Source organism: Agromyces sp. MMS24-JH15, from assembly GCF_043518605.1.
In the GTDB taxonomy this organism is placed as follows: domain Bacteria; phylum Actinomycetota; class Actinomycetes; order Actinomycetales; family Microbacteriaceae; genus Agromyces.
Map to the genome: position 1 here is coordinate 872,421 of NZ_CP171358.1, position 22,721 is coordinate 895,141.

Consider the following 22,721-nt stretch of genomic DNA (forward strand, 5'->3'; position numbering starts at 1 on the left):
GTCACCTCCTGCGGAAGCCGGGCGCCCCCCGCGACCATGTCGCGCTCCTGGGCCATCACTCGCATCAGTCCAGACCTCCCCTAGTACTCCACGTCCTGGCTGCGGCGGCGGATCGTCGCCACCATGTCGCGCTGGTTGCCGGTCGGTCCGAGGTAGTTGAACGTGTACGACAGCTGCGCGTACCCGCCGATCAGGTGCGTGGGCTTCACGAGGAGCCGGGTCACCGAGTTGTGGATGCCGCCGCGTCGGCCGGTCGCCTCCGATTTCGGCACGTCGATCGTGCGCTCCTGCGCGTGGTGGACGTACACGACGCCCGTCGGCATGCGGTGCGAGACGATCGCGCGTGCCACGAGCACGCCGTTCGAGTTCACGCACTCGACCCAGTCGTTGTCGGATGCCCCGATCGCGGCCGCGTCGTCCGGGCTCATCCAGACCGTCGGCCCGCCACGGGAGAGCGAGAGCATGAAGAGGTTGTCCTGGTACTCGGAGTGGATCGACCACTTCGAGTGCGGCGTGAGGTAGCGCACGACGACCTGCTGGCGCCCGTCCGGCCCGAGCTTCGGCTCGCCGAGCAGGCGATTGAGGTCCAGCGGCGGGCGGTAGGTCGGCATCGCCTCGCCGAGGTCGCGCATCCAGTCGTGGTCGAGGTAGAAGTGCATGCGCCCGGTGAGCGTGTGGAAGGGCTTCAGGCGTTCGATGTTCACGGTGAACGGCGCGTACCTCCGTCCGCCGGTCTCCGAGCCCGACCACTCCGGGCTCGTGATCACCGGCTGCGGCGAGGACTGGGTCATCGCGAACGTGATGCGCTTCTCCTCCGAGCCCTCGGCGAGGTCGACGAGCGGCTTGCCGACCCGTTGCTCGAGGGTCTTGAAGCCCTGCACCGCGAGTTCGCCGTTCGTCGTGCCCGAGAACGCGAGGATCGCCTCGGCCATCTTCACGTCGGTGTCGATCGCGGGGCGCCCCGCCGCGGGGCCGCTCGGCAGGACGCCGTGCGCCTTCGCGAGCCGGTCGACCTCGTGCGACACGTCGTAGGTGACGTTCTTGATCGTGAACCCGAGCTTCTCGGCCAGCGGGCCGACGGTGGCCAGCTTGTCGGCGATCGCGGTGTAGTCGCGCTCGACGACGACGAGCTGCGGCATCGTCTTCCCCGGGATCGGGGCCACGTCGCCGCGGGCCCAGTCGCGGACCACGCCGCCGGGCTGCGCAGTCTCCCCCGGGGTGTCGTGCTGCACGGGCACCGAGACCACGTCGCGCCGGGTCCCGAGGTGGGCCTTCGCCTGTTCCGAGAACGACCGCGCGATCGCGTGGAACAGGTCGAAGTCGCTCTTCGCCTCCCACGGCGGGTCGATCGCGGGCGTGAAGGCGTGCACGAACGGGTGCATGTCGGTCGAGGACAGGTCGTGCTTCTCGTACCAGGTCGCCGCGGGGAACACGACGTCGCTGAGCAGCGTCGTCGAGGTCATCCGGAAGTCCGCCGAGACCAGCAGGTCGAGCTTGCCCTCGGGGATCTCGTCGCGCCACGCGACCTCCTTCGGCCGCACTGACGCCTCGTCCGAGGCCATGACGTTCGAGTGCGTGCCGAGCAGGTGCTTCAGGAAGTACTCGTTGCCCTTCGCGGAGGACCCCATGAGGTTCGAGCGCCAGACGGTGAGCAGGCGCGGCCAGTTCTCCGGCGCGTCGACGTCCGAGATGGACGGCCGCAGCGAGCCGTCGGCGAGCGCGCCCGCGACGAAGGATGCCTCGTCCGCGGCGGTCCCGTCGGCCACCGCCTGCGCGGCCTCGTCGGCCAGGTCGAGCGGATTGCGGTCGAACTGGGGGTAGAACGGCATCCAGCCGAGCCGTGCGGACTGCGCGATCGTGTCGGCCGTGTGCATGCCCGTGAAGCTGCCCTCGGCGAGCGGCGAGGCGAGCGCGTCGGCCGAGTAGCCGTCGAAGCGCCACTGGTCGGTGTGCATGTACCAGTACGACGTTCCGGTCATCGTGCGCGGCGGGCGCGACCAGTCGAGCGCGTTCGCGAGCGAGAGCCATCCGGTGATCGGGCGGCACTTCTCCTGGCCGACGTAGTGCGCCCAGCCGCCGCCGTTGCGGCCCATCGAGCCGGTGAGGATGAGCAGGGCGAGGATCGACCGGTAGGTCGCGTCGCCGTGGAACCACTGGCAGATGCCGGCGCCCATGATGACCATCGAGCGGCCGCCGGAGTCGATCGCGTTCTGCGCGAACTCGCGCACGATCCGGGTCGCCGCCTCCGCGGGCACGCCCGTGATGTCCTCCTGCCAGGCCGGCGTGTAGGGCGTCTCGCGGTCGTCGTACCCGGTCGGCCACTCGCCGGGGAGGCCCTCGCGGCCGACGCCGTACTGGGCGAGCAGGAGGTCGAACACGGTCGTGACGAGCTTCCCCGCGACCCGCGTCGCCGGGACGCCGCGGCGGAGCACGCCGCCGGAGCCGTCGGCTGCGTCGAACCTGGGCAGCAGCACCTCGACGTCCTCGCGGGCGACCTTCGCGTCGCGCAGCGAGAGCGCCGGCACGGTGCCGTCGAGGTCGAGGTTCCAGCGGCCGACGCCGGAGTCCGCATACCGGAACCCCATCGACCCGTTGGGCACGACCGGGTCGCCCGTCGCGGCCTCGATGAGCACGGTCTTCCACCGGTCCTCGTCGGCCGTACGGCCGAGGTCGGCCGCGGTGAGGAACTTGCCGGGCACGAGCCCGCCGTCGGCGTGCTCGACGAGCGTCACGAGATGCGGGAGGTCGGTGTAGGTGCGCGAGAACTCCGTGAAGAAGGGCACGCGGCGGTCGACGTAGTACTCCTTGAGGAGCACGTGCCCCATCGCCATCGCGAGTGCGGCGTCGGTGCCGGCCTGGCAGGGCAGCCATTCATCGGCGAACTTCGTGTTGTCGGCGTAGTCGGGACTCACGGTCACGACCTTCGTGCCGCGGTAGCGGACCTCGGCCATCCAGTGCGCGTCGGGCGTGCGCGTGACGGGGACGTTGGATCCCCACATCACGAGGTACGTGGCATCCCACCAGTCGCCGGATTCCGGGACATCCGTCTGGTCGCCGAAGACCTGCGGGCTCGCGACCGGCAGGTCCGCGTACCAGTCGTAGAAGCTCGTCATGACGCCGCCGACGAGTTGCGTGAACCGGGTGCCGATGCAGTGCGAGACCATCGACATCGCCGGGATCGGCGAGAAGCCGGCCACGCGGTCGGGCCCGTACTCCTTGATGGTGTGCACGTATCCGGCCGCGACGAGTTCGACCGCCTCGGCCCACGTCGCGCGCACGAGCCCGCCCTTGCCGCGCGCCTGCTGGTAGCGGCGTCGGGTCTCCGGGTCCTTCGTCACCTGGGCGAAGGCGAGCACGGGGTCGCCCGTGCGGGCCTTCGCCTCGCGGTAGGCGTCGAGCAGCACGCCGCGCACGTACGGATAGCGGACCCGGGTGGGCGAGTACGTGTACCAGGAGAACGCGGCCCCGCGGGGGCATCCGCGGGGCTCGTACTCGGGGCGATCGGGACCGACGCTCGGGTAGTCGGTCTGCTGCGCCTCCCACGTGATGATCCCGTCCTTGACGTAGACCTTCCACGAGCAGGAGCCGGTGCAGTTCACGCCGTGCGTGGACCGCACGACCTTGTCGTGGCTCCACCGGTCGCGGTAGAAGACGTCGCCCGACCGACCGCCCTCGAGGAACACCGCGCGGTGATCGTCGGTCTGCTCCCGACGTGTGACGAACCGTCCGATCGAAAGCAATGCGTCGGACGCCGGACCATCTACCCCGATGGAGGACATGCCCCGGACGTTACCGGGACGATTCCGCCGACCGCCACGGTTTCCACCGGAATTAATCGCGTGTCGGCCGTCCAGCGGATGCTCGGATACCCCGCGTACCCTGATGGGATGCCTGCTGACGCCGAGAAGACCACCGAACCCGCCCGCGGGGCGGTCCGTCGCACCGGCGGCACATCCGCCAAGGGCCGCCAGGTCCGTCCCACGACCGAGGGCTGGACCCAGAAGACGGGCACCGACGGCCGCCCGCTGCTCCAGTTCGCGTCCCCCAAGCGCGGCAAGCCGCCCGCCCACCTCGGCGACCTGAAGCCCGAGGAGTGGAAGGCGAAGGCCGAGGAACTCGGCGTCCCCGCGTTCCGCCTGAAGCAGGTCGCACGGCACTACTACACGCGGTGGACGAGCGACCCGGCCGAGATGACCGACCTCCCGGCCGCGGGCCGCGAGGAGCTGGTCGCGGGCCTGCTGCCGCCGCTGCTCACCGAGGTGCGTCGCCTCGAGACCGACAAGGGCGACACGATCAAGTTCCTCTGGAAGCTGCACGACGGCGCGCTCGTCGAGTCGGTGCTCATGCGCTATCCGGGCCGCATCACGCTGTGCGTGTCGAGCCAGGCCGGCTGCGGCATGAACTGCCCGTTCTGCGCGACCGGGCAGGCCGGGCTCACGCGCAACATGTCGGCCGCCGAGATCATCGCCCAGGTCGTCGCCGCCAATCGGGTCATCGCCTCGGGGGCGCTGCACGGCAAGCGCGCCGACGACGGCACGCCCGAGCGGGTGTCGAACATCGTGTTCATGGGCATGGGCGAGCCGCTCGCGAACTACGCGCGGCTCATGCAGTCGGTGCGCACGATGGTCGCCAAGGCGCCCGCGGGCCTCGGGATGTCGGCGCGGAACATCACCGTGTCGACGGTGGGGCTCGTGCCCGCGATCCACAAGCTCGCCGACGAGCACATCCCGGTGACGTTCGCGCTCAGCCTGCACGCGCCCGACGACGGCCTGCGCGACGAGCTGATCCCGGTGAACTCGCGGTGGAAGGTCGACGAGGCGCTCGACGCGGCGCGCTCGTACTTCGAGAAGACCGGCCGGCGGGTGTCGATCGAGTACGCGCTGATCAAGGACATGAACGACCACGCGTGGCGTGCCGACCTGCTCGCGCAGAAGCTCAACGAGCGCGGCCACGGCTGGGTGCACGTGAACCCGATCCCGCTGAACCCGACCCCCGGCTCGATCTGGACCGCCTCCGAGCTCCCGGTGCAACGCGAGTTCGTGCGCCGGCTCGAGGAGCAGGGCATCCCGACGACCATCCGCGACACGCGCGGCAAGGAGATCGACGGCGCCTGCGGGCAGCTCGTCGCGACCGAAGAGGACGAGGCGGCCGCCGAGGCGACGCCGGTCGCATAGCCCCGGTGGTCGAGGAGCGCCGCCGGAGGCGACGCGTCTCGAGACCCCCGCCTGATCTCGAGACGCGTCCTCGCTCCGCTCGGGCGCTCCTCGATCACCGGGACGTCAGCCCAGCAGCGACCCCTCCGCCGAGCTCGACGCCTTCGGGTCGGGCAGCCGGCGCATCCGGAACGCGTTCAGCACGCCGAGCAGCGCCGAGAGGATCGGGATCAGCAGCGCGATCTGCAGCGCCAGCGGGCGCGCCTCGGTGTTGATCCGGATGATCTCGTCCTGCACGGCCTCCGGCTCCTCGGCGAGGAGTTCGTCGAGCTGCGTGTTCGACATGATCTGCGCGTCGTCCTCGAGCGCGGTGTAGACCTGCGTCTTGCTGTCCTCGGGGATGACGGTGCTGGCGTTCACCTCGGCCGTGAACGTCAGGGAGAGCGCCCAGAGCATGATGGCACCGGCGAATGCGAGGCCGAACGACAGGCCGAAGGAGCCCGCCGCCGAGTTCACGCCCGCCGCCTCGCTGACCCGCTCGTCGGAGATCGGCGAGAGCGTGTAGTTGTTCAGCTGCGACACGAGCAGGCCGAGGCCGCATCCCGTGATGATGAGCGGGATCGTGAGCCACCATCCGGTGTCGGCCCTCGGCACGATCGGCACGAGGATCACCAGGCCCACGAGGGCGAGCAGGAAGCCCCAGAGGATGAGGTTCGCGGGCCGGCCCTTCCCGCGCCGGCCGGCGAGGATCGCGACCGCGAACATGCTCAGCGAGAGCGGGGCGATCGAGAGCCCCGCGTACAGCGCGTTGTACTCGAGCACCATCTGCAGGTAGATCGGCAGCACGATCATCGTGCCGCCGAGGGCGATCTGCTGCAGGAGTTGGCCGCTCACACCGGTGCGGAACATCTTCGACGCGAACAGCGCGGGGTCGAGCAGCGTCGGCTTCTGGCGCTTCTTCCGCGCGCCGAGCCAGAAGACCAGCGACGCCAGCGCGACGATGCCGATGCCGATCAGCAGGCCGACGTACTCGCCGCCCTCCTGCCAGACGAGGATGCCGGTGACGATGCCGCCCATGCCGATGACCGAGAGGACGGCGCCGAAGATGTCGATCGAGCGGTCGCCCGTGTACGGGACATCCTTCACGAGTCCGATGCCGAGCAGGACCACGGCGATGATGACGGCCTCGAGTGCGAAGCCGACCCGCCACGACAGGAAGGTCGTGATGAATCCGCCGAGCAGCGGCCCGACGGCGGCCGCGATGGCGGCGGATGCCCCGACGAGGGCGTACACGCGCTTCTGGTGGTCGCCCTCGAAGTTGCCGTGGATGAGCGACTGCATGGACGGCAGCAGCAGGGACGCGCCGATGCCGCCGATGACGGCCCAGAAGATGATGATCGCGCGAAGGTCCTGGGCGAGCACCATCGCGATCGCGCCGATCGCGTAGCCGAGCAGGCCGAGGATGTAGGCGAGCTTGCGCCCGATGAGGTCGCCGGTCTTGCCGCCGATGAGGATGAACGCGGCCGACACGAGCGCCTCGAGCGCGATCGCGCCCTGCACGCCGCTCACGGTCGTGTCGAGGTCCTTCACCACCGCCGAGATCGACACGTTCATGAGCGACGTGTCGACCACGAGCACGAACATCGCCATGGCCAGCAGGATCGCCAGCCTGCCGTTGAATGGCGCCGGAGCGCCCCCGTCCCCCGTCATGTGCACACCCTTCCACACGGACCGGCCGCCGCGATAGGTCTGCCACCGCGCGCCGGGACGACCGGGGCGTCGTCGAGCCCGACTGCGACAGCATGGACACCGACCGCGGACGGGCGTATGCTCGCCCCGGACCGCGGTCGCGGCATCCACTCGCAGGATCCGGAAGGAGCAGAGCAATGAACGCCGTCTTCGTCGTGCGCATCGCCGACCACCTTCCCTTCGAGGTCGCCGCCCGCTGATCGCTGCGGTGGCCTCCTGATCCGGAGCATCCACCGTGACCTTCTTCCATTCGTCATCCGACGATCCGTCCACCTCCCTCGCGTTCCTCGACATCGAGCCCGGCGAGGGCCAACGCTGGTCGACCTGGCCGGCCACCATCCCCAGCGAGCGAGGTCCCGAGCCGCGGCCCGACTGGCTCGTCGCCTCCGCTGCGGCGTTCGACACCGAGCTCGGTGTCGTGAAGACCGGCAAGGAGGCCGGCCTCCACCTGATCGAACGCGCCGTGCCCGGCGCCGCGCCCGGCACGCTCGGGGAGCACGTGCTGCTCGCCGCCAAGCGGTACCGCGGCAGCGAGCACTCCGACTTCCACCGGTCGGCGATCTACACCGAGGGCCGCGGCATCCGCCGCAGCCGCGACGTCCGCGCGGTCGAGAAGGGCACGAGCTTCGGCCGCTCCGTCGCCCGCGTGCAGTGGGCGAACGCCGAGTTCGACGCGCTGTCGCGCCTGTGGTCGCTCGGGGCGTCCGTGCCGTACCCGGTGCAGGTGCACGGGACCGAGGTGCTGATGGAGTTCATCGGCACCGGTCGGGCCGCCGCCCCGCGGCTCGCGCAGGTGCGTGCTGAGCCCGATGCGCTGCGCGACCTCTTCCACCAGGTCGTGGCGTTCATGCGGACCCTCGCTGCGGCGGGGCTCGCGCACGGCGACCTGTCGCCCTACAACCTGCTCGTCCACGACGGGCGCGTCGTCGCGATCGACCTGCCGCAGGTCGTCGACCTGATCGCGAACCCGCAGGGGCTCGACCTCCTGCACCGCGACTGCGTGAACGTGTGCGCGTGGTTCACCAGGCAGCGGCTCGAGTGCGACCCCGAGCAGCTGTTCGGCGACCTGGTCTCGGAGGTGTGGCGATGAGCGGATGACCCGCCCGGCGTCAGCGCGAGCCGGCGACCCGTCTCCGGGCGATCGCGACCGCGGCGAGCAGGCCGCCCGCGGCGAGCAGCGCCGCGGCGCCCGCGACGAGCGGCGTCGCGTCGACGCCCGCGGCGGGCAGCGGGCACGACGGATCGACCGTCGGGCCCGGGCACGGTGGCGGCGGGACCGGGGCCGGGTCGACGGTGAGCCGCATCGGCTCGCTCGCGACCGGGTCGAAGAAGGCGCTCGTCGCGACCAGGCGGAACAGCGTGCCCGAGCTCGCGAGGAGGCCGGCGACGGTCAGGGTCTCGCTGTCGGCGCCCGTGATGTCGACCCAGGTCGTGCCGCCGTCGGCGCTGGACTGCCATCGGATCTGCTGCCAGAAATCGACGGCCACCGCGGTGAAGGTGGCGGCCGTGCCCTCGACGACCCGCTGGTCGCCGCCGCCGGTCACGGTCGCGCGCGTGAAGACGAGCAGTTCGTCGGTGCCGCCGCTCGTGGCGTAGAGGTGCTTCGCGACGCCGGCGGCATCGCCGACGACCTCGACGGATTCGACGTTGGCGCCGATCGGCACGAGCTCCGAGGTCGGCCCGGTCGGCGCGAAGTTCGACGCGACGATCCCGCCCGAGAGGCACGCGAGGTACCCGCGCAGGCCGTTCTCGCTCGCGTCGCCGTTGCGCGGACCGCACGGCACCGGCGTCGTCGTGACCGGGCCCCCGGACGGCGAGAAGGACGACACCGACGTCGGCGTGCCCGAGTTCGAGGAGATGATCCGGTCGGCCGCGCCGACGTAGGCGATGCCCCACGGCACGTCGCCGGTCGCGGTGAACGTGCCGATCGCGAGCGTCCCGTCCGCGGCCACCGTGACGGCCTGCACGCCGCCGGCGGGCGCCGGCACGGGCTGCGTGAACCACACGGTCGACCCGTTCGTCGCGACCCCGCGGGAGCCCGACGGGAGGCTGATCGTGCGCGGCGGCGCGTTGGGGTCCGCCGTCGAGAACTGGTACTGCGGGTTGAACAGCGTCGCCGCGTAGATGTACGCGCCGGTCGGGTCCTCGGTGAGGTCGACGAACCCGCCGCCGCCCGTGAGCACGATCGGCGCCGGCGCGGCGCCCGCGGCGAGCGCGGCCGTGTCGTAGACCCAGACCTGCCCCGGGTTGTAGAAGGACACCCAGACCTGCGAGCCGTCGGCGGACACCTGCACCGCGGTCGGGTTGAACGCGTCGGCCGGCCCGAACACGATCCGGTTCACCTCGGTGAACCCTCCGGCCTCGTAGACGCGGAGATCGGACTCCCCGCCGTCACCGCGCGAGATGACGAAGACGTACGAGTCGTCGGGCGTCGCGTTGACGTCGATCGGGTAGCGGCCGGCCGGAACGGCCAGGTAGGTCTGCGCGGGATCCGCCTGCGCGGGGGCCGCCGCGCCGACCGCGAACCCCGCCACGAGGAGCGCGAACCCGAGCGCTCCGGCGCCGAACCTTCCGATCGCACGCGATCCCCGACCACGTCCCACGCGTCCCCCCTTCGACCGACGAAGCCATGAGACATCCTCTCAAATCGCGCCCGCGAGGCGCCAGCATCCGGCGTCCGCGGCGCCGAACGCGTCGCGCACGCGCGCACGGCGCGGCGAGGGGGTACAGTTCCCGCAGATCAGCGACGATCGGCGGGCGCGAGGCATCCGTCATCCGTCGTTCACCCGAGCGAATGAGACTGCCGCCATGACCGAACGCAGCGACGGGGCATCCGTCGTCCCCCCTGCCACCGCCGACTCCGGCGCGATCGCCGTGATGGGCCTCGACCTGCAGGGCGACCGGCGCGTTCCGCGCCGGCAGGTGTGGGCGTGGGCGATCTACGACTGGGCGACGCAGCCGTTCAATTCGGTGCTGCTCACCTTCGTGTGGGTACCCAGCTTCCTGGTGTCGTCGTTCTTCCTCGACCCCGCCGTCGCGGCCACGGGCATCGTCGACGGCACTGAGATCGATTGCGACACGTCGGCGAACTCGACGACGGTGTTCTGCCGCGCGCTTGGTGCGCTGGATGCGAACCTCGGGTGGGGGATCATGGTCGCAGGCATCCTCATCGCGCTCCTCGCCCCGGTACTGGGGCAGCGCGCGGACGCCAACGGTCACCGCAAGCTCATGCTGGGAATCTTCACGGGCCTCCTGATCGCCTGCCAGTTCGCGATGGCCTTCGTGAGCGGAGTTCCGCCCATGTTCTGGTTCGGAGTGGCGATGATCGCCTTCGGCAGTGTGGTCGGGGAGATCGCCGCAGCGAATTACAACTCGCTGCTCGTCTCGGTTTCGACGCCGCGAACGGTGGGCCGCGTCTCGGGCCTCGGTTGGGGTTTCGGCTATCTCGGGGGCATCGTCGCCCTGGTGATCGTCGTCGGCCTCATCCTGGGTGGGGTGCTCGACGGTACGCAGTCCCTCACGTTCCAACTGATCGCCGCCGGCGCCACCGTGTGGACGCTCGTCTTCTCGATCCCGATCTTCCGAATCGTGCCCGAGCCACCTCCGTCGCCGGACGCGAAGCATGTCGGGTTCTTCGCGGGCTACGTCGAACTGTTCCGTTCCATCGCCCGCCTCTGGCGGGAGAGCCGCACCACGCTCTGGTTCCTCCTGGCTTCGGCCGTCTACCGCGATGGACTCGCCGGCGTCTTCACGTTCGGTTCCGTGATCGCTGCGCGCGTGTTCGGGTTCGGGTTCACCGACCTCGTCATCTTCGGAATCGTGCTGAACCTGGTCGCCGGTGTCTCCACCATCTTCGCGGGTCGCGTCGACGACCGCTTCGGCCCGAAGGCCGTGATCCTGTTCGCGATCGGCTCCATCGTCGTCTGCTGCATCACCGTCTTCGTGGGCGCGGGCATGGGGAAGGGCCTCTTCTGGGTGGCCGGCATCTTCCTCGCCATGTTCGTGGGCCCTGCACAGGCGGCGTCCCGCTCGTTCCTCGCCCGACTGACACCGGCCGGGCGCGAGGGCGAGGTCTTCGGGCTCTACGCCACCACCGGGCGCGCGGCGAGCTGGATGGCCGCACTCCTCTGGGGCGCCTTCATCGCAGCGGCAGCGAATCAGACCCTCTATGGAATTCTCGGCATCGCGCTCGTACTGGGCGTCGGATTCGTGCTCCTCCTGTTCATCAAGGCACCTCCGCGTTCGACTGCGGCGTAGGGAGAAGCCCGACGGCCGGGCGTTGGTGTCCGCGCCTGACCGCGGTGACAATGGGGGCATGACGACCCACGCGCTCCTCGGCATCTCGCACGGCACCGCCTCCCCCGAGGGGCAGGCCGCGGTGCGGGCGCTCGTCGACGCCGTCGCGGCGCGACTGCCCGGAACCACGGTGCGGCTCGGGCACGTGGACGTGCAGCAGCCGGACGTGGCGGCATCGATCGACGCACTGCCGGCCGGCGAGTCGATCGTGCTCGTGCCCCTGCTGCTGTCGGCGGGGTACCACGTGCACGTCGACCTGCGGAAGGCGACGGCCGCGCACCCGCACGTGCAGATCTCGGCGGCCCTCGGCCCCGACGGGCGCCTCGCCGACGTGCTGGCCGCCCGGCTCGCCGAGGTCGGGCCGGCCGACGATGACGCGATCGTGCTGGCCGTCGCGGGGTCGAGCGACGAGCGGGCGGTCGTCGACTGCCGGCGCATGGGCGACCTGCTGGCCGAGCGGCTCGGCCGGTCGGTGTCGGTCGGGTTCCTGTCCGCGGCGGAGCCGCGGCTCGCCGATGCGGTCGCGCAGGCGCGGTCGGATGCCCCGGGCGGGCGCGTGGTCGTGTCGAGCTACCTGCTCGCCCCGGGCTACTTCCAGGACCTCGCGGCGGCCGCGGGCGGCGACGTGCTGACGCGTCCACTGCTCGACGCCGACGAACCGGCGACGGCGCTGGTGGAGGTCGTCGTCGACCGGTACCTCGACTGCCTCGACGCGCCCATTGCGTCAAGCCTGTGACGGAATCTTTCGCTCTACGTCGCTCGATGACGGAGCGTTGCGGCCTCTGACGCCCCCGGCGTGACGCATACGGGGGGCTCGCCTAGCGTCGACCCAGTCGACTGGGCGGCCCGGTCGGCACCGGCACCGTCCGGACGACGGAGGGAGGGCTGACTGTGACGCTGAGTGACACCGAGACGCGTGGGACGGACGACCGGCCCGAGGCATCCGCCCGGCCCGCGGTATCCGCCCGGCCCGAGACCAGCCGCGTCCGCCCATCGCGATCGACGAAGCCCAACGGCCAGTGGAAGGTCGACGGCACCGCGCCGCTCAACGGCAACGAGGAGTGGAAGCAGGTCGACGACGGCCTCAGCGTGCGGGGCCGCATCGAGGAGGTCTACTCGAAGGGCGGCTTCGCCTCGATCGACCCCACCGACCTGCACGGCCGGTTCCGCGTCTGGGGCCTCTACACGCAGCGCAAGCCCGGCATCGACGGCGGCCGCACCGCGACCCTCGAGCCGCACGAGCTCGAGGACGAGTACTTCATGCTGCGCGTCCGCATCGACGGCGGGCAGCTCACGACCGAGCAGCTGCGCACGATCGCCGGCATCTCGACCGAGTTCGGCCGCGACACCGCCGACCTCACCGACCGCCAGAACATCCAGCTGCACTGGATCCGCGTCGAGGACATCCCCGAGATCTGGCGCCGCCTCGAGGCGGTCGGACTCCAGACGACCGAGGCGTGCGGCGACGTGCCCCGCGTCGTGCTCGGCTCCCCCGTCGCCGGCATCGCCGCGGACGAGCTCATCGACCCGACCGCGCAGATCGAGGAGATCACGAGCCGGTTCATCGGCGACCCCTCGCTCGCGAACCTGCCCCGCAAGTTCAAGTCCGCCATCACCGGCCACCCGAGCCAGGACGTCGTGCACGAGATCAACGACGTCGCGTTCGTCGCGGTAGAGCACCCCGAGCTCGGCATCGGATACGACCTCTGGGTCGGCGGCGGCCTCTCCACCGCGCCGCGCCTGGCGGAGCGGCTCGGCGTGTTCGTCGCACCCGACCAGACCGCCGAGGTCTGGCACGGCGTCGCCCAGATCTTCCGCGACTACGGCTTCCGGCGCCTCCGCAACCGGGCCCGCCTGAAGTTCCTGCTCGCCGAGTGGGGCACCGAGAAGTTCCGGCAGGTGCTCGAGACCGAGTACCTCGGCCACGCGCTGCCCGACGGCCCCGCCGCGCCGACTCCCTCGACGCCCGGCGACCACGTCGGCGTGCACCGCCAGAAGGACGGCCGCTCCTACGTCGGCGTCACCCCGATCGTCGGCCGCGTCTCGGGCCCGACGCTCGCGACGCTCGCCGACGTCATCGAGGCGCACGGCTCGACCCGCCTGCGCACCACACCGCACCAGAAGCTCGTCGTCCTCGACGTGCCCGACGACCGGCTCGACTCGCTCGTCGCCGAACTCGACGCGCTCGGCCTGCAGTCGCGCCCGAGCCTGATCCGCCGCGGCACGATCGCCTGCACGGGCATCGAGTTCTGCAAGCTCGCCATCGTCGAGACCAAGGCGTACGCGACGGCCGCCGTGCTGGAGCTCGAGGAGCGCCTCGCCGGCCTCGACCTGCCGCACCCGATCAGCCTCCACGTGAACGGCTGCCCCAACTCGTGCGCGCGCATCCAGACCGCCGACATCGGGCTCAAGGGCCAGCTCGTCACGATCGACGGCGAGCAGGTCCCCGGGTACCAGGTGCACCTCGGCGGCGGGCTCGCCTCGCAGGACCGCGACGAGGCCGGCCTCGGCCGCACGGTCCGCGGCCTGAAGGTCGCCGCCGACGGCATCGCCGACTACGCGGAGCGCGTCGTCACCCGCTTCCTCGCCGACCGGGATGCTGCGACCGACGAGACCTTCGCCCAGTGGGCCCACCGCGCCGACGAGGAGGCCCTGCAGTGACCGTGTCGCTGGCACCCCGAGTCGCCGCGAAGCGCTCGCACGACGAGCTCCGCGCCCTCGCCGAGCAGGGCGCCGTCGAGCTCCGGAGCCTCGCCGACGGCGAGGCATCCGCCTACGAGGTCGTCGCCTGGGCGGCCCGCACCTTCTCGACGGATGCCGCGGCCGTGGCCTGCTCGATGGCCGACGCGGTCCTCCCGCACGTGGTCGCGCAGTCTCTGCCCGGCGTCGACGTCCTCTTCCTCGACACCGGCTACCACTTCCGGAACACGTACGCGACGCGCGACCTCGTCGCCGACGCGCTCGACGTGCGGATCGTGGACGTGCTGCCCGAGCAGACGGTCGCCCAGCAGGACGCCGAGTTCGGCGCCGAGCTGTTCTCGCGCGACCCGAACCTGTGCTGCGCGCGCCGCAAGGTCGCACCCCTGCGGGACGCCCTCTCGGGCTACGAGCTGTGGTTCACGGGCGTGCGCCGCGACGAGGCCCCGACGCGCGCGAACACGCCGCTCGTCTCGTGGGACGAGCGCAACGGGCTGGTCAAGGTGAACCCGCTCGCGGCGTGGAGCTTCGACGAGCTCCTCGACTACGCGGGCGCGTTCGGCGTGCCCGTCAACGACCTGCTCGGCCAGGGCTACCCGTCGATCGGGTGCGAGCCCTGCACCAGGCAGGTCGCCCCGGGCGAAGACCCCAGGTCCGGCCGCTGGGCCGGCCTCTCGAAGACGGAATGCGGGCTGCACCTATGACACTCGACGCGACTCAGGGCGTTTCGTCTCGCTTCGCTCGCTCAACGACCGAGGTATCCGTCGAGACTCCGGGCGTTTCGTCACGCTTCGCTCGCTCGACGACCGAGAAACCGGTCGTTGAGCGAGGGAGCGAAGCGACCGAGACGAAACGCGCCGGGCTCGACACGCTCGACCTGCTCGAGGCCGAGTCGATCCACATCATCCGCGAGGTCGTCGCCGAGTTCGAGCGGCCCGTGCTGCTGTTCTCCGGCGGCAAGGACTCGGTCGTCGTGCTGCACCTCGCCGCCAAGGCCTTCTGGCCGGGCAAGGTGCCGTTCCCGGTGCTGCACGTCGACACCGGCCACAACTTCCCCGAGGTCCTCGCGTTCCGCGACGAGACCGTCGAACGGCTCGGCATCCGCCTCGAGGTCGCCCGGGTCCAGGACTACCTCGACGACGGCCGCCTGCACGAGCGCAGCGACGGCACGCGCAACCCGCTGCAGACCCTGCCCCTGCTCGACGCCATCGCCGCGGGCCGGCACGACGCCGTGTTCGGCGGCGCACGCCGCGACGAGGACAAGGCCCGGGCCAAGGAGCGGATCATCTCGCTCCGCGACGAGTTCGGCCAGTGGGATCCGCGCAACCAGCGCCCCGAGCTGTGGAGCCTGTACAACGGCCGCCACACGCCCGGCCAGCACGTGCGCGCCTTCCCGATCTCGAACTGGACCGAGCTCGACGTGTGGCGGTACATCGAGCGCGAGGGCATCGCGCTGCCGCCGCTCTACTACGCGCACGAGCGCGAGGTGTTCCGTCGCGACGGCATGTGGCGCGGGGTCGGCGAGTTCTCGCAGCCGCGCCCCGACGAGGCCGTCGAGGTCCGTACGGTCCGCTACCGCACGGTCGGCGACATGAGCTGCACGGGCGCCGTCGAGTCGGATGCCGCGGACGTGGCCGCCGTCGTCCGCGAGGTCGCGCAGTCCACCCTCACCGAGCGCGGCGCGACCCGCGCCGACGACCGGATCTCCGAGGCCGCCATGGAGGACCGCAAGAAGGACGGGTACTTCTGATGACGACCGAGGTTTCCAGCGTTTCGTCTCGCTCCGCTCGCTCAACGACCGAGATCTCCCGCGTTTCGTCTCGCTCCGCTCGCTCGACGACCGAGGAACCGATCGTCGAGCGAGGGAGCGCAGCGACCGAGACGAACCGCGTCACCACGCTCTTCCGCTTCGCGACCGCGGGCTCGGTCGACGACGGCAAGTCGACGCTCGTCGGCCGGCTCCTGCACGACTCGAAGGCGATCCTCGCCGACCAGCTCGAGCAGGTCGCCCGCACCTCGCGCGAGCGCGGCTTCGGGCAGGGCACGGGCTTCGACTTCGCGCTCCTCACCGACGGCCTGCGCGCCGAGCGCGAGCAGGGCATCACGATCGACGTCGCGTACCGCTACTTCTCGACCGGGCAGCGGGACTTCATCCTCGCCGACTGCCCCGGCCACGTGCAGTACACGCGCAACATGGTCACGGGCGCCACGACCGCCGACGCGGTCGTCGTGCTCATCGACGGCCGGAAGGGCGTGCTCGAGCAGACCCGCCGCCACCTCGCGGTCGTCGCGCTGCTCCGCGTGCCGCACGTGATCGTCGCCGTGAACAAGATCGACCTGCTCGGCTTCGACGAGGGCGCGTTCCGCGGCGTCGAGCAGCAGGTCCTCGACGTCACCGCCGAGCTCGGACTCGGCCGCGTGCACGTGCTGCCGGTGTCGGCGCTCGAGGGCGACAACGTCGTGGACCGTTCCGACCGCACGCCCTGGTACGACGGCCCGGCGCTGCTCGAGCTCCTCGGGCAACTGCCCGCGCAGGACGAGCTCGTGTCTCGATACGCTCCTTCGTCGCTACTCGACAACCGGGCTCACGAGGCCTTCCGCCTCCCCGTCCAGCTCGTGCTCCGGCCGCAGGGCGGGCTCACACCCGAGCTCGCCGCCGACCCGATCGCCGCCGAGGAGTTCCGCGACTACCGCGCGTTCGCCGGCCGGATCGCGTCGGGCCGGGTGCGCGTCGGGGACCGGGTGCAGGTCTTCCCCTCCGGGATCGAGACCATCGTCGCGGGCATCGACGCCGCCGGGGCATCCGTCGACGAGGCCTCGTCGCCGCAGTCCGTCGCGATCCGCCTGGCCGACGACGTCGACGCCGCGCGGGGCGCGGTGATCGGCGGCGCCGGCACCCTCCCGCAGGGCAGCCGCGAACTCGCGGCCGAGCTGTTCCAGCTCGACGCGCGTCCGCTCCTGCCGGGCGCGCGCGTGCTCGTCAAGCACGGCACGCAGACCGTCCAGGCGATCGTCGGGTCCATCGACTCGCGTCGCGACCTCGACACGCTCGCCCACGAACCGGCCGACTCGCTCCAGGTGAACGACATCGGCCGCGCCACGCTCCGCCTCGCGTCGGAGCTCCCCCTCGAGTCGTACGAGGCGAACCGGGCATCCGGGTCGTTCCTCGTCATCCATCCCGCCGACGGCGCCACGCTGGCGGCCGGGATCACCCACGCCTGAGCCGACCGGCCGCAGGCGCAACCCCGTTCACCCGACCCAGCGAAGGAGGCGATCGCACGTGAACATCCGCACCATCCGCACTGCCAGCACCATCACCGCCCTTGGAGTCGCCGCCATGATGCTGGCCGGCTGCGCCGCGTCCGGAGCGACCGCCGACCCCGACGCGGCCGCGTCGGGCGACACCTCGCCCGCGACCGAGCTCCGCCTCGGCTACTTCGCGAACGTGACGCACGCACCCGCGCTCGTCGGCCTCCAGGAGGGCCTCTTCGAGGAGGCGCTCGGCGAGACGAAGCTCACGACCGAGGTCTTCAACGCGGGCCCCGCGGCCATCGAGGCGCTCACCGCGGGCGCGATCGACGCGACCTTCATCGGCCCGAACCCCTCGATCAACACGTTCATCCAGTCCGGCGGCGCGTCGGCCGTCGTCGTCGCGGGCGCCGCGACCGGCGGTGCGTCGCTCGTCGTCCGCGAGGGCATCGACTCGCCCGAGGACCTCGAGGGCACGACGCTCGCGTCCCCGCAGCTCGGCAACACGCAGGATGTCGCCCTGCGCGCCTGGCTCGCCGACGAGGGGTACGAGACGGATGTCACGGGCGGCGGCGACGTGCACGTGACGCCGACCGAGAACGCGCAGACGCTGACCCTCTTCCAGCAGGGCCAGCTCGACGGCGCGTGGCTGCCCGAGCCCTGGGTGTCCCGCCTGGTCGTCGACGCGGGCGCGCACGTGCTCGTCGACGAGGCCGACCTCTGGGACGACGGCGCGTTCCCGACGACCGTGCTCCTGGTCTCGAAGTCGTTCCTCGCCGAGCACCCCGAGACCGTCGAGGCCCTCCTGCAGGGCGAGCTCGCGTCGCTCGACTGGATCGCGGCGCACCCCGACGAGACGGCCGACGTGATCAACGCGCAGCTGACGGCCGACACCGGCAAGGCGCTCGACGAGGCCGTCATCGACCGCGCGCTCGAGCACGTGACGTTCTCGGCGGACCCCCACGCGGAGACGTTCGAGACCCTCGTCGCCAACGGCCTCGAGGCCGGCACGCAGAAGGACGGCTCGATCGACGGCCTGTTCGACCTCGCCATCCTGAACGGCCTGCTGGAGGCCGCGGGTGCCGAGCCGGTCTCGGCCGGCGGCCTCGGCACCGAGTAGCCCGGGCAGGCACGGAGGAGCACCATGACCGACCGCACCGCGATCCGCCTCGAGCACGTGGGCAAGCGCTTCGGCGCCGGCCCCGTGGTGCTCGACGACGTCACGCTCGACATCGCCGAGGGCGAGTTCGTGTGCCTGCTCGGGGCATCCGGCTGCGGGAAGTCGACCCTGCTCAACCTGATCGCCGGGCTCGACCGACCCTCGGCGGGCGTCATCACGACGCCCGCCGAGGGATCGGCGGTCATGTTCCAGGAGTCGGCGCTCATGCCGTGGCTCACGGCCGCGAGGAACGTCGAGCTCGCGCTCCGGCTGCGCGGCGTGCCGCGGGCGGCACGCCGCGTGCAGGCGCTCGAGCTCCTCGACGTCGTGAACCTCGCGGACGCCGCCGACAAGCGCCCGCACGAACTCTCGGGCGGCATGCGCCAGCGCGTCGCCCTCGCCCGCGCCCTCGCGCAGGATCGGCCCGTCCTCCTCATGGACGAGCCGTTCGCCGCGCTCGACGCGATCACGCGCGACCTGCTCCACGAGGAGCTCGAGCGCGTCTGGCGGCAGACCGGCCGCACCATCGTCTTCGTCACACACAATGTCCGCGAAGCCGCGCGGCTGGGGCAACGGGTCGTCCTCCTGTCGAGCCGCCCCGGCCGCGTCGCGGGCGAGTGGCGCATCGCCGAGACCGAGGGGCGCCGCATCGAGTCCCCCGAGGTCGCGGCCCTCTCGATCGAGATCACCGAGCGACTGCGGAAGGAGATCCGCCGAAATGCCGCGTGACGAACTGCTCTCCGAGGAGAGGTCGACCGATCTCGAGACGCGTCCGACTTCGTCGGGCGCTCCTCGATCACCGGAGGCCGACACCGACCGCGCTCCCCGATCACCGGAGGCCGACACCGACCGCGCCCCTCGATCACCGGAGGCCGACACCGACCGCGCTCCTCGATCACCGGAGGCCGACACCGACCGCGCCCCTCGATCACCGGAGGAGCCGACCCAGACCGGTGGTCGAGGAGCGACGACGGAGTCGACGCGTCTCGAGACCCCCACCGCCGACCCCGACGACCTCCGCTCGCTCGAGGCGGGCCTCGACCGCCTCCAGACCGACACCGGTCGCCGTCGCAGCCCGTGGCGCGTGTTCACCACGAGCGTCCTCCCGCCCGTCCTCTTCGTCCTCGCGCTCCTGGTCGCGTGGCAGCTGTACGTCGTGATCGCGCAGCCCCGGCCCGACATCGTCCCGAGCCCGGCCGACGTCTTCGACTCGATCGCGACCGCCTGGGAGTCGGGCCGGCTGCAGCTCGCCGTCGCCACGAGCCTCGAGCGGGGCATCCTCGGTTTCCTCATCGCGGTCGCGGTGGGCACGCCGCTCGGCCTGCTGCTCGCCGAGGTGCGCCCGCTGCGGCGCGCGATCGGGCCGGTCATCTCGGGCCTGCAGGTGCTGCCCTCGGTCGCGTGGGTGCCCGCCGCGATCATCTGGTTCGGCCTCACCGACGCCACCGCGTACTTCGTGATCCTGATGGGCGCGATCCCGTCGATCGTGAACGGGCTCATCGCGGGCGTCGAGCAGGTGCCGCCGCAGCTGCGCCGGGTCGGCACGGTGCTCGGCGCCGGCTGGTTCCGGCTGCCGACGCTCGTGGTCCTGCCCGCCTCGCTCCCCGGCTACGTCGCGGGCCTCAAGCAGGGCTGGGCGTTCTCGTGGCGCTCGCTCATGGCGGCCGAGATCATCACGACCGGCGGCACGATCGGCTTCGGCCTCGGCACGATGCTCGACCAGAGCCGCGAGCTCGCGGACCTCGCGTCGGTGCTCGCGACGATCCTCACGATCCTCACGATCGGCGTGCTCATCGAGCTCGTCTTCTTCGCCCCGCTCGAGCGCCGGATGCTCCGCCGCCGCGGCCTGCTCGTGGAGCGGGACCGATGAGCGCCGAGCACGAGCGTCCGGACGCCGCCCCGGCGGGCGCGAGCGCGGGCGGGAGCGCAGGCGCGAACGCGCGCGCCGGCGACGGCGCGGCCCGCGCCCGCGGCCTCGTGACGCTCGTCGGCGCCGGCCCGGGCGACGCCGGCCTGCTCACGCTCCGCGGGCTGCGCGTACTCGAGGCGGCCGACGTGATCGTCGCCGACCGGCTCGGCGCCCGCGGCGTGCTCGACGGACTCGCGGCGGAGGGCGTCGAGCTCGCCGCCGAGGTCGTCGACGTCGGCAAGCTCCCCGGCCACCACGCCGTCCCGCAGGACGCGATCAACGCGCTCCTCGTCTCGCTCGCCCGGGACGGCCGGCGCGTGGTCCGCCTCAAGGGCGGCGACCCGTACGTCTTCGGCCGCGGCCTCGAGGAGGTCTTCGCGTGCCGGGAGGCCGGGATCGACGTCGAGGTCGTGCCGGGCGTCTCGAGCGCCGGCAGCGTCCCCGCGATCGCGGGCATCCCGCTCACGCACCGCGGCATCGCGACCGCGTTCACCGTCGCGACCGGCCACGACCAGATCCGTTCCCTCGGCGGCGGCCGCGACCACACCGTCGTCCTCCTGATGGGCATCGGCACGCTCGCGAACGCCGCCATCACCCTGGCCCGCGGCGAGCGTGGGGGCGAATGCCCAGTCGCCATCGTGGAGGATGGGTACGGCCCGGGTCAGCGGGTGACCATCGGCACGCTCGACACCATCGCGGTGCAGGCGGCGCGGCGGGGCATCCGCTCGCCCGCCGTCGTCGTCGTGGGCGACGTCGTCGCGCTCAGCCCCTACGCCCCCGAAGCCCTCGCAGCTCCCCTCCGAAAGGCAACCGCACAGTGACCCTCAACCTCCGCGTCGCGATCATCGGCGCCGGCCCGGCCGGCATCTACGCCGGGAACATCCTGAACAACGCCGTGCGCGCCCAGGGCGGCGAGGTCTCGATCGACCTGTTCGAGTCGCTGCCCGCCCCCTACGGACTGATCCGCTACGGCGTTGCGCCCGACCACCCCCGCATCAAGGGCATCGTCAACTCGCTGCACGAGATGCTCGACGCCGGCACGATCCGGCTCATCGCCAACGTCGAGGTCGGTCGCGACGTGTCGGTCGAGGACCTGCAGGACCACTACGACGCCGTGATCTTCGCGACCGGCGCGATCCGCGACGCCGCGCTCGACATCCCGGGCATCGACCTGGCCGGCTCCTACGGCGCCGCCGACTTCGTGAGCTGGTACGACGGGCACCCGGATGTCCCGCGCACGTGGCCGCTCGAGGCGAAGGAGATCGCGGTCCTCGGCAACGGCAACGTCGCGCTCGACGTCGCGCGCGTGCTCGCGAAGCACCCGGTCGACCTGCGCTCGACGGATGTCCCGGCCAACGTCCTCGCCGGCCTCGAGGCGTCGCCCGTGACCGACGTGCATGTGTTCGGCCGCCGCGGCCCCGCGGACGTGAAGTTCACGCCGATCGAGCTCCGCGAGCTCGGCGAGGTGCCGAACGTCGACATCGTCGTCTCCGACGAGGACTTCCAGGCGATCGACGCGACGCAGGCGCCGAACAACCAGGTGAAGATCATGCTCCGCACGCTCGAGTCGTGGCGGGGCCGCCCGTCGACCGGGGCATCCCGCCGACTGCACCTGCACTTCTACCACTCGCCGGCCGAGGTGACCGGCGAGGGCCGGGTCGAGGGCATCCGCTTCCAGCGCAACGAGCCGGTCCCCGGCGGCGCGTGGGGCGAGGTCCGCGCGACCGACGAGTTCCGCTCCTACGACGTGCAGGCCGTCTACCGCGCGGTCGGCTACTTCGGCTCGCCGATCGTGGGCCTGCCGTTCGACGACCGCCGCGGCGTGATCACGAACGCGGGCGGCCGCGTGCTCGGCGACGGCGGCGAGCCGCTGCAGGGCCTCTACGCGACCGGCTGGATCAAGCGCGGCCCGATCGGCCTCATCGGCCACACCAAGTCGGACGCGATGGAGACCATCGAGCACCTGGTCGCGGATGCCTCGGCCGGTGCGCTCCGCGCGCCCGTCGTCGCCGACCGCGACGCCGTGTTCGCGCTCCTCGAGGAGCGCGAGGTCGAGTACTCGACGTGGGAGGGCTGGCTCGCGCTCGACGCGCACGAGCGCTCGCTCGGCGAGACCGACGAGTTCCCGCGCGAGCGCGTGAAGGTCGTGCCCCGCGAGGAGCAGGTCGCGATCTCGCGCGGCGCACTGGTGGGCTCGGGCGAGTAGCGCGCGACCTCCCGGTGGTCGAGTAGCGCCCGACGCAGTCGGACGCGTATCGAGACCACGGCGACCCGGCCTCGGCTCACCAGGTCTCGATACGCGTCGTCGCTCCGCGCCGGCGCTCCTCGACCAGCGGGACACCACCCGACGGTCGAGTCGCACCAGTCCGGTGGTCGAGTAGCGCCCGACGCAGTCGGACGCGTATCGAGACCACGGCGACCCGGCCTCGGCTCACCAGGTCTCGATACGCGTCGTCGCTCCGCGCCGGCGCTCCTCGACCAGCGGGACACCACCCGACGGTCGAGTCGC

Annotated in this window: 16 protein-coding genes; 13 read left to right on the forward strand and 3 right to left on the reverse strand. The window is 71.8% G+C overall.

The features are described 5' to 3' along the window. Window positions 1-80: 80 nt before the first annotated feature. Window positions 81-3,779, reverse strand: coding sequence for a nitrate reductase subunit alpha (locus tag ACDF64_RS03940; protein WP_394553524.1), 3,699 nt, complete (start codon window positions 3,777-3,779; stop codon window positions 81-83). Window positions 3,780-3,887: 108 nt separating this feature from the next. Between ACDF64_RS03940 and rlmN the strand changes: the two genes are divergently transcribed. Beyond that, complete coding sequence (gene rlmN / locus ACDF64_RS03945; protein ID WP_394553525.1) at window positions 3,888-5,174, forward strand: 23S rRNA (adenine(2503)-C(2))-methyltransferase RlmN; 1,287 nt, start codon at window positions 3,888-3,890, stop codon at window positions 5,172-5,174. Window positions 5,175-5,279: 105 nt separating this feature from the next. Here the strand turns inward: rlmN and ACDF64_RS03950 are convergent, their stop codons facing one another. Next, entirely contained in the window at window positions 5,280-6,863 is a 1,584-nt protein-coding gene (locus ACDF64_RS03950; protein WP_394553527.1) for an MFS transporter, read from the reverse strand. Between the two features lie 274 nt (window positions 6,864-7,137). On the opposite strand from ACDF64_RS03950, the gene ACDF64_RS03955 reads away from it, so the two are divergent. Next, the gene (locus ACDF64_RS03955) at window positions 7,138-7,992 is read left to right on the forward strand and encodes a serine protein kinase RIO (RefSeq protein ID WP_394553528.1); all 855 of its coding nucleotides are present in this window, start codon (window positions 7,138-7,140) and stop codon (window positions 7,990-7,992) included. A gap of 19 nt (window positions 7,993-8,011) precedes the next feature. Here ACDF64_RS03955 and ACDF64_RS03960 read toward each other — a convergent pair whose 3' ends face one another. Further along, window positions 8,012-9,436, reverse strand: coding sequence for a hypothetical protein (locus ACDF64_RS03960; protein ID WP_394553529.1), 1,425 nt, complete (start codon window positions 9,434-9,436; stop codon window positions 8,012-8,014). A 274-nt stretch (window positions 9,437-9,710) separates the two neighbouring features. On the opposite strand from ACDF64_RS03960, the gene ACDF64_RS03965 reads away from it, so the two are divergent. The 11 genes from ACDF64_RS03965 (at window position 9,711) to ACDF64_RS04015 (ending at window position 22,418) form a co-directional block, all read left to right on the forward strand. Next, complete coding sequence (locus ACDF64_RS03965; protein WP_394553530.1) at window positions 9,711-11,159, forward strand: MFS transporter; 1,449 nt, start codon at window positions 9,711-9,713, stop codon at window positions 11,157-11,159. Window positions 11,160-11,217: 58 nt separating this feature from the next. Next, complete coding sequence (locus ACDF64_RS03970; protein ID WP_394553531.1) at window positions 11,218-11,934, forward strand: sirohydrochlorin chelatase; 717 nt, start codon at window positions 11,218-11,220, stop codon at window positions 11,932-11,934. Window positions 11,935-12,089: 155 nt separating this feature from the next. Continuing rightward, window positions 12,090-13,859: a nitrite/sulfite reductase gene (locus ACDF64_RS03975; RefSeq protein ID WP_394553532.1), complete on the forward strand. Its 1,770-nt coding sequence runs from the start codon at window positions 12,090-12,092 to the stop codon at window positions 13,857-13,859. Then, on the forward strand, window positions 13,856-14,599 hold the full coding sequence (locus ACDF64_RS03980) for a phosphoadenylyl-sulfate reductase (protein ID WP_394553533.1): 744 nt from the start codon (window positions 13,856-13,858) through the stop codon (window positions 14,597-14,599). Before ACDF64_RS03975 ends, ACDF64_RS03980 begins: the two co-directional genes overlap by 4 nt. Continuing rightward, the gene (cysD, locus tag ACDF64_RS03985) at window positions 14,596-15,645 is read left to right on the forward strand and encodes a sulfate adenylyltransferase subunit CysD (protein WP_394553534.1); all 1,050 of its coding nucleotides are present in this window, start codon (window positions 14,596-14,598) and stop codon (window positions 15,643-15,645) included. The genes ACDF64_RS03980 and cysD overlap by 4 nt, the downstream gene beginning before the upstream one ends. Next, window positions 15,645-17,117, forward strand: coding sequence for a sulfate adenylyltransferase subunit 1 (locus ACDF64_RS03990; RefSeq protein ID WP_394553535.1), 1,473 nt, complete (start codon window positions 15,645-15,647; stop codon window positions 17,115-17,117). Before cysD ends, ACDF64_RS03990 begins: the two co-directional genes overlap by 1 nt. A gap of 58 nt (window positions 17,118-17,175) precedes the next feature. Continuing rightward, entirely contained in the window at window positions 17,176-18,264 is a 1,089-nt protein-coding gene (locus tag ACDF64_RS03995) for an ABC transporter substrate-binding protein (protein WP_394553536.1), read from the forward strand. 24 nt (window positions 18,265-18,288) lie between these two features. After that, a complete protein-coding gene (locus ACDF64_RS04000; protein ID WP_394553537.1) occupies window positions 18,289-19,032 on the forward strand; it encodes an ABC transporter ATP-binding protein in 744 nt (247 codons plus the stop codon). After that, a complete protein-coding gene (locus tag ACDF64_RS04005) occupies window positions 19,022-20,173 on the forward strand; it encodes an ABC transporter permease subunit (RefSeq protein WP_394553538.1) in 1,152 nt (383 codons plus the stop codon). The genes ACDF64_RS04000 and ACDF64_RS04005 overlap by 11 nt, the downstream gene beginning before the upstream one ends. Next, window positions 20,170-21,033: a uroporphyrinogen-III C-methyltransferase gene (cobA, locus tag ACDF64_RS04010; RefSeq protein ID WP_394553539.1), complete on the forward strand. Its 864-nt coding sequence runs from the start codon at window positions 20,170-20,172 to the stop codon at window positions 21,031-21,033. Before ACDF64_RS04005 ends, cobA begins: the two co-directional genes overlap by 4 nt. Next, window positions 21,030-22,418 (forward strand): FAD-dependent oxidoreductase, encoded by a 1,389-nt coding sequence (locus ACDF64_RS04015; protein ID WP_394553540.1) that lies wholly within the window; start codon window positions 21,030-21,032, stop codon window positions 22,416-22,418. The genes cobA and ACDF64_RS04015 overlap by 4 nt, the downstream gene beginning before the upstream one ends. The last annotated feature ends 303 nt before the right edge of the window (window positions 22,419-22,721 follow it).